Consider the following 6,775-nt stretch of genomic DNA (forward strand, 5'->3'; position numbering starts at 1 on the left):
GGAACTCGACACTCCCAGGAGTTGCCCATGGCAACTCGGCGCCTGCGCATGACGCGTGGGGCGCTAACCCTGTATACTTGCGCGTTTCGACCCTTTAAGCCAAGCATCGAGCATTATGGAACTGGTCCGCGGCATACAGAATCTGCGGCCCCGGCATCGGGGCTGCGTGGCGACAATTGGTAACTTCGATGGCGTGCATGCTGGGCATCAGGCGATTCTCAAGCGCCTGCGTGCGCACTCTGCGCGCATGAATCTACCGGGTTGCGTGGTCATATTCGAGCCCCAGCCTCGCGAATACTTCTCGCCTGGCGATGCGCCGCCGCGCCTGACGCGGCTGCGTGACAAGCTCGCACTGCTGGAAGCGCACGGCGTTGACCGGGTGCTATGCCTGGCCTTCAATCGGCGTCTGCGTGAGATGAGTGCCGAGGAGTTTGTGCAACAGATCCTGATCGATGGTTTGGGTGTAAAGCACCTGGAAGTGGGTGACGATTTTCGCTTTGGTTGTGATCGCTCTGGCGACTTTGCCTTTTTGCAGGGTAGCGGCGAACGCCATGGCTTTACCGTGGAAGCCGCCAATACCGTTGCTGAAAGCGGCGAGCGCATCAGCAGCACGCGGTTGCGCCAGGTGCTGGCCGAGGGCGATTTCCCCCTGGCCGAACGTTTGCTGGGTCGGCCTTTCAGTATCAGTGGCCGGGTGCTGCATGGCCAGAAGCTGGGCCGCCAACTGGACGCGCCAACCGCCAATGTACAGTTGAAACGCTTGCGGGCGCCGCTGCAGGGTGTCTATCGCGTCAGCGTCGAGCTGGATGGCGTGGTGCAGAAAGGCGTGGCCAATATCGGTGCGCGACCGACGGTCGATGGCGACGGCAGTGCCCATCTGGAAGTGCATTTGCTGGATTTTGACGGCGACCTCTATGGTCGGCGAATTACCGTGGTATTCCACGAAAAACTGCGTGATGAACAGCGATTCGATTCGCTGGACGCCCTGAAGGCGGCAATTAAGGCAGATTTTGCTGCCGCCCGAGCCCAATGGGGCCTTTGACTCCAATCAAGTGAGCCTGGAAAGAAGATGACTGATTACAAAGCGACGCTGAACCTGCCGGAAACCGCCTTCCCAATGAAAGCGGGCCTGCCCACCCGTGAGCCGGAAACCCTCAAGCGCCTGGACAGCATCAATCTCTACCAGAAAATTCGCGAGATCAGCCGTGGACGGCCGAGCTTCGTGCTGCACGATGGCCCGCCCTACGCCAATGGTGATATTCACATTGGTCACGCGGTGAACAAGATCCTCAAGGACATGATCACCCGCTCCAAGACCTTGTCCGGTTTTGATGCCCCTTATGTGCCGGGCTGGGACTGTCATGGCCTGCCGATTGAGCACAAGATCGAGGTCACCCACGGCAAGCACCTGGAGCCAAGCAAAACCCGCGAGCTGAGCCGCGCCTACGCGACCAAGCAGATCGAGGGCCAGAAGGCCGACTTTATCCGCTTGGGTGTGCTCGGCGAATGGGACAACCCCTACAAGACCATGGACTTTGCCAACGAGGCCGGCGAAATTCGCGTGCTCGGCAAGCTGGTCGAGAAGGGCTTTGTGTTCAAGGGCCTGAAGCCGGTCAATTGGTGTTTCGATTGTGGCTCGGCGCTGGCTGAAGCTGAAGTGGAGTACGCCGACAAGCAATCACCGACCATCGACGTGGGCTTCCCCTGCGCTGAGCCGGAAAAACTGGCTGCAGCCTTTGATCTGAGCGAACTGCCGAAACCGGCGCAAATGGTGATCTGGACCACTACGCCCTGGACCATCCCGGCCAACCAGGCGCTGAACGTGCACCCCGAGTTCAACTATGCGCTGGTGGATGTCGGTGATCGTTTGCTGGTACTGGCTGAAGAGCTGGTCGAGAGCTGCCTGGCGCGTTACGGCCGCAGCGGCGAGATCATCGCCCGCAGCACCGGCGAGCGCCTTGAACTGATCAACTTCCGCCACCCGTTCTATGATCGTTTGTCGCCGGTTTATCTGGCCGATTACGTCGAACTGGGTGCTGGCACCGGTATCGTGCACTCCGCCCCAGCCTACGGCGTGGATGACTTTCATACCTGCAAGCGCTACGGCATGGTCAATGACGACATCCTCGGCCCGGTGCAAGGCAATGGCGTGTATGTCGATTCGCTGGAATTCTTTGGCGGCCAGTTCATCTGGAAGGCTAACCCTAACGTGGTGGCGAAGCTGGAAGAGGTGGGGTGCCTGCTGGCCCACGAACAGGTCAGCCATAGCTACATGCATTGCTGGCGGCACAAGACGCCGGTCATCTACCGTGCCACCGCCCAGTGGTTTATCGGCATGGACACTCAGCCGCACGAAGGCACGCCACTGCGCCAACGCGCGCTGGCCGCGATTGAAGAAACTGAATTCGTCCCAGCTTGGGGTAAACAGCGCCTGCACAACATGATTGCCGGCCGGCCCGACTGGTGTATCTCCCGTCAGCGCACTTGGGGCGTGCCGATTCCGCTGTTTCTGCACAAGCAAAGCGGCGAGCTGCACCCACGCAGCATCGAGCTGATTGAGCAGGTCGCGCAGAAAGTAGAGCAGGGCGGTATCGAGGCCTGGTTCTCGATGGAGGCCAGCGAGCTGCTGGGCGCCGAAGCGGATCAGTACGACAAGATCAGCGATACGCTAGATGTGTGGTTTGACTCCGGCACTACGCACCTGCACGTCATGCGCGGCTCGCACCCCATGGGCCACGAGGAAGGGCCGCGTGCCGATCTGTACCTGGAAGGCTCTGACCAGCATCGTGGCTGGTTCCACTCCTCGCTGCTGACCGGTGCCGCGATCGACGGGCATGCGCCGTACAAGGGGCTTCTGACCCATGGTTTTGTGGTCGACGAGAATGGCCGCAAGATGTCCAAGTCGTTGGGCAACGTGGTCGCCCCGCAGGAAATCAACAATAGCCTGGGTGCTGACATCCTGCGTTTGTGGGTGTCCTCGACCGACTATTCCGGCGAGATGGCTGTGTCCAAAGTCATTCTGCAGCGCAGTGCGGACGCTTACCGGCGTATCCGCAATACTGCGCGCTTCCTGCTCTCGAACCTCAATGGTTTCGACCCCAGGGAGCATCTTCTCGCACCGGAACAGATGCTCGACCTGGACCGCTGGGCAGTAGACCGCGCGCTGTTGCTGCAACAGGAAATCATCGAGGCTTACGATACCTACAAGTTCTGGAACGTGTACCAGAAGGTGCATAACTTCTGCGTGCAGGAGCTGGGTGGTTTCTATCTGGATATCATTAAGGATCGCCAGTACACCACCGGCGCCGACAGCACCGCGCGGCGCTCGTGCCAGACTGCGATGTATCACATTGCCGAAGCTTTGACGCGCTGGATCGCGCCGATCCTGTCCTTCACTGCCGAAGAATTCTGGCAGTACCTGCCGGGCGAGCGCAGCGATTCGGTCATGCTGACTACCTGGTACGAGGGCCTAACGGCGTTGCCAGAGGGCGCTGCGGCGCAAGGCTCGACACTCGATCGCGCATACTGGGAACAGGTCATGGCGGTCAAGGTTGCGGTTAACCGCGAACTGGAAAACCTGCGCAATGCCAAGATAATTGGCGGCAACCTGCAGGCCGAAGTGACCTTGCACGCGGATCAATCGCTGACCGACACCCTGGCCAAGCTGGGTGACGAGTTGCGTTTTGTATTGATTACCTCCCAAGCCGGTCTTGCTCCATTGGCGCAAGCGGGCTCAGACTGCGTGGAAACTGAACTGCCGGGTCTGAAGTTAAAAATCGTCAAATCCGCGCATACCAAGTGCGCACGTTGCTGGCACTTCCGCGCAGATGTAGGTTCGCATGCGGAGCACCCAGAGATCTGTGGTCGCTGTGTCGACAATATCCAGGGCCCGGGCGAGGTGCGCAAGCATGCCTGATCTGCGCAATGGCAGTCTGCGTTGGCTGGTACTGACGGCGCTGGTTATCGCCCTGGATCTGCTGAGCAAGTGGTTTGCTGAGGCAAGCCTGCAGATGTATCAGCAGGTGCCGGTGATTGACGGCTTGTTCAGCTTCACCCTGGCCTACAACCCCGGCGCAGCCTTCAGCTTTCTGGCCGATGCAGGTGGCTGGCAGCGCTGGTTCTTCGTTGCTATAGCGGTGGGTGTCAGCGGCATGCTGATCGTCTGGTTGGCGCGCTTGCCGCGCCACAAGGTGATGGAGCCGCTGGCGCTGGCGCTGATATTGGGCGGCGCACTGGGCAACCTGTACGACCGTATCGTGCATGGGCATGTGGTGGATTTTATTCTGGTGCATTGGCAGCAGAGCTGGTTCTTCCCGGCATTTAATATCGCCGATAGCGCCATTACTGTAGGTGCTGCCTTGCTGATTCTGGATATGTTTTTTGGTGGCAAGAATAAGGCGGGTGTTGAGCCCAAGGCCGGCTAACCCCATGGCGGCGAGGCCGCCGCTCCCACCAGGCCTGCGCCGCTGCGGACCAGGTAGGCGCGGCGGGCCAGGTGGGAGCGGCTGCTCTTGTGGGAGCGGCGGCCTCGCCGCGATAGGGTTTTGGGCAACACACCACCCAAATAGGGAGCAACCCCTATAAGGGACCACTGCTGTAAGAGCTGCTGCCCCCGTAGGAGCGGCGGCCTGGTAGGAGCGGCGGCCTCGCCGCGATGGGTTTAGGCAATACACACTGCTATAGGGAGCTCCCCAGCCCCAACCAAACCACCGCACTGACACGATTTTTTAATTAAGAGGCAAGCTCATGACCGACACCCGCATCAACCATGACACGGAAGTGACCCTGCATTTCACCCTGAAACTGCCCAATGGCGACGTGATAGACACCACCACCGACAAATCCCCCGCCACCTTCAAGGTAGGCGACGGCAGCCTGTTGCCAGGTTTCGAGCAAAGCCTGTTCGGCCTCAAAGCGGGTGACCAGCGCAGCTTCAATATCGAGCCAGAACGCGGTTTCGGCCCCGGCAACCCGCAGAACATGCAGAGCGTGGCCCGGGATCAATTCAACGAAATGGAGTTGGAACCTGGTCTGCTGGTGATCTTCCGCGACGCCGCTGGCGGCGAGTTGCCCGGCGTGGTCAAAACCATCCACGACACCACCGTGGATGTAGACTTCAACCACCCGCTGGCGGGCAAAGTGATTACCTTTGATGTCGAAATCATCGAAGTTAAATTGCTCTGAAAACGGCTATGCGTGGGAGCTGGTCTTTGAGATCATCTGGATTCCTGCTACCCCAGTCATTCCTGCCACCCCAGTCATCCCCGCTGCCCCTCGGTCATTCCCGCTACCCCAGTCATTCCCGCGCAGGCGGGAATCCAAGCGGGCCGTCGGCCAGTCCCGTTTACGTGCCCCTACCGCCACTCCCGCAGCGCCGTCATTCCCGCGTACGCGGGAATCCATTTTGACCTTCAGTCGATTTACCCCGCGAGATCATGAATAATGGTTTTTAGATCCCCTCACCACCCAACCGAGGCTCCCATGCAGATCAAACTGGCCAACCCCCGCGGCTTTTGTGCCGGTGTTGACCGCGCCATCGAGATCGTCAACCGCGCCCTGGAAGTCTTCGGCCCGCCCATTTATGTGCGCCACGAAGTAGTACACAACAAGTTCGTGGTCGAAGACCTGCGCAACCGCGGGGCCATCTTTGTTGAGGAGATCGAGCAGGTGCCGGACGATGTGATCGTCATTTTCAGCGCCCACGGCGTTTCCCAGGCGGTGCGCAAAGAGGCCGAAGACCGTGGCCTGAAAATCTTCGACGCCACTTGCCCGCTGGTGACCAAAGTGCATATGGAAGTCGCGCGCTACAGCCGTGATGGCCTTGAGTGTGTGCTGATCGGTCACGCCGGTCATCCTGAGGTGGAAGGCACCATGGGCCAGTACGACGCCCGCAACGGCGGCGCCATCTATCTGGTCGAAGATGAAAGTGACGTAGCCAAACTGAAAGTCCAGAATCCCGAGCGCTTGGCCTTTGTAACCCAGACCACACTGTCGATGGACGATACCGCCCGCGTCATAGACGCCCTCAGAGCGCGCTTCCCGGCGATTGACGGACCACGCAAGGATGACATCTGCTACGCCACGCAGAACCGCCAGGACGCCGTCAAGCAGTTGGCCAGTGCCTGTGACCTGGTGTTGGTGGTAGGTAGCCCGAACAGTTCCAACTCCAACCGCCTGCGCGAACTCTCCGAACGCATGGGCACTCCGGCCTACCTGATCGATGGTGCCGACGAGATCCGGCCGGAGTGGCTGGAGGGCGTCAAGCATATCGGTATTACCGCCGGCGCCTCGGCACCCGATATTCTGGTGCGTCAGGTTATTCAGCATTTACATGGGCTGGGCGCCAAGGGTGAAGAAGAGTTGGCCGGGCAGGCGGAGAATATTGTTTTCAGCATGCCCAAAGAGCTGCGGGTGGTGTCGCTGGATTGAAGTCGGAACGCTGATCTGCGCGTTAGCTGGAAGCGTTTCCTGGCCATAAGCCAGAAATACCAGCAACGCCTTGGGCGCCGATAGCCTGAGCTTGATCCAGATCATTCGCGTTTAAACCGCCCAGCAGATAAACCGGCATATTGGCCAACTCAATCAGCTCGGCGGCACGGCTCCAGCCGAGATGCGGCGCTCCTGGGTGGCTCTGGGTAGGTAACACCGGAGAGAGGGTGACAAAATCTGCGCCAATCTCCGCCGCCATCTGCAGCTCCTCTGCATCATGGCAAGAGGCCGCCAGCAACCCATTCCAAACAACCCCATCGCGGCGAGGCCGCCGCTCCCACCCGGA

6 protein-coding genes are annotated in these 6,775 nt (G+C 59.9%); 5 read left to right on the plus strand and 1 reads right to left on the minus strand.

Translation table 11 applies throughout. The features are described from left to right. Positions 1-115 precede the first annotated feature (115 nt). The 5 genes from ribF (at position 116) to ispH (ending at position 6,429) form a co-directional block, all read left to right on the plus strand. Complete coding sequence (gene ribF / locus K787_RS0114300; RefSeq protein WP_022963488.1) at positions 116-1,042, plus strand: bifunctional riboflavin kinase/FAD synthetase; 927 nt, start codon at positions 116-118, stop codon at positions 1,040-1,042. Positions 1,043-1,069: 27 nt separating this feature from the next. After that, positions 1,070-3,916, plus strand: a complete 2,847-nt coding sequence (gene ileS / locus K787_RS0114305; protein ID WP_022963489.1) for an isoleucine--tRNA ligase — start codon at positions 1,070-1,072, stop codon at positions 3,914-3,916. Continuing rightward, a complete protein-coding gene (gene lspA / locus K787_RS0114310; RefSeq protein ID WP_022963490.1) occupies positions 3,909-4,424 on the plus strand; it encodes a signal peptidase II in 516 nt (171 codons plus the stop codon). The genes ileS and lspA overlap by 8 nt, the downstream gene beginning before the upstream one ends. A gap of 322 nt (positions 4,425-4,746) precedes the next feature. Then, positions 4,747-5,184: an FKBP-type peptidyl-prolyl cis-trans isomerase gene (gene fkpB, locus K787_RS0114315; RefSeq protein WP_022963491.1), complete on the plus strand. Its 438-nt coding sequence runs from the start codon at positions 4,747-4,749 to the stop codon at positions 5,182-5,184. Between the two features lie 297 nt (positions 5,185-5,481). Further along, entirely contained in the window at positions 5,482-6,429 is a 948-nt protein-coding gene (gene ispH, locus K787_RS0114320; RefSeq protein ID WP_022963492.1) for a 4-hydroxy-3-methylbut-2-enyl diphosphate reductase, read from the plus strand. Positions 6,430-6,451: 22 nt separating this feature from the next. Here ispH and K787_RS23260 read toward each other — a convergent pair. Then, positions 6,452-6,775 (minus strand): thiamine phosphate synthase (locus K787_RS23260; protein WP_201765111.1); only part of this gene is annotated, 324 nt, incomplete at its 5' end.

The organism is Halopseudomonas pelagia CL-AP6, from assembly GCF_000410875.1.
GTDB lineage: Bacteria > Pseudomonadota > Gammaproteobacteria > Pseudomonadales > Pseudomonadaceae > Halopseudomonas > Halopseudomonas pelagia.

What these genes read in the sequence shown, in the direction of transcription:
- ribF (WP_022963488.1), top strand. Translation starts at nt 116, where the DNA reads ATGGAACTGGTCCGCGGCATACAGAATCTGCGGCCCCGGCATCGGGGC.
- ileS (WP_022963489.1), top strand. Translation starts at nt 1,070, where the DNA reads ATGACTGATTACAAAGCGACGCTGAACCTGCCGGAAACCGCCTTCCCA.
- lspA (WP_022963490.1), top strand. Translation starts at nt 3,909, where the DNA reads ATGCCTGATCTGCGCAATGGCAGTCTGCGTTGGCTGGTACTGACGGCG.
- fkpB (WP_022963491.1), top strand. Translation starts at nt 4,747, where the DNA reads ATGACCGACACCCGCATCAACCATGACACGGAAGTGACCCTGCATTTC.
- ispH (WP_022963492.1), top strand. Translation starts at nt 5,482, where the DNA reads ATGCAGATCAAACTGGCCAACCCCCGCGGCTTTTGTGCCGGTGTTGAC.